Source organism: Gordonia otitidis NBRC 100426 (genome assembly GCF_000248075.1).
In the GTDB taxonomy this organism is placed as follows: domain Bacteria; phylum Actinomycetota; class Actinomycetes; order Mycobacteriales; family Mycobacteriaceae; genus Gordonia; species Gordonia otitidis.
Genome location: NZ_BAFB01000146.1, coordinates 1 through 686, shown reverse-complemented (window position 1 = coordinate 686; position 686 = coordinate 1). Strand labels below are relative to the sequence as shown.

The 686-nt window shown below is 61.7% G+C and carries 1 protein-coding gene; it reads right to left on the bottom strand.

Annotated features, from left to right (window positions below; all coding sequences use genetic code 11):
- The coding region (locus GOOTI_RS14850; RefSeq protein WP_007239428.1) for an enoyl-CoA hydratase/isomerase family protein at window positions 1–326 on the bottom strand (326 nt) is incomplete at its 3' end.
- Window positions 327–686: the final 360 nt, after the last annotated feature.

Genomic DNA, 686 nt, shown 5'->3' with positions numbered 1-686 from the left:
ACACCGTCGATCAGCGCGACATAGGCCTTGGGGTAGTGCGCGATCATCTGGTCAAGCCGATACTCGGAGGCGAAGTAGTTCTTGATCTCGTCGTACTCGTGCGCGACGGCGTGGTCGCGGATAGCCCGGATGTCGCCGCCCGCGCAGAACGCGCGGTCGCTTGCGGATGTCACCAGAACCGTTTCGATCGAATCATCGTCGCCCCACCGTCCGAGGACCTCGTGCATGTCGTCGATCATCGTCTGATCGAGCGCATTGAGTGCCTTGGGCCGGTCGAGGATGATCTCGCCGACTCCGTTGCCGACCTGGGTGCGGATGAAGGACATGGACTTCACGGTAGCGCGTTGTCGTGCACGTCTTCGACAAGAACTCGGTTGACAGCAGGCCGCGAGAGCGCGTTATCGTGGATCGAACCCTCGTGGTGGCGGACCGCCGCGTATCACGAGTTCATCGACGATCAGGAGTGCTCACAGTCATGAACAGCTGAGGTTGGTTTCACGCAGCCGCGTCGATCCGACGCCGCATGCACCCACCGACCTCTCGGAGTTGCTCATGGCATCACCCTCATCTGTCGACCTCACACCCTCGATCACGCTGTCCGACGTGTTGTACGCCTGGCCCGACGGCACACCGGTGTTCGACGACCTCTCGTTCTCCGTACCGCGTGCGGTGTATTCGCTTGTCGG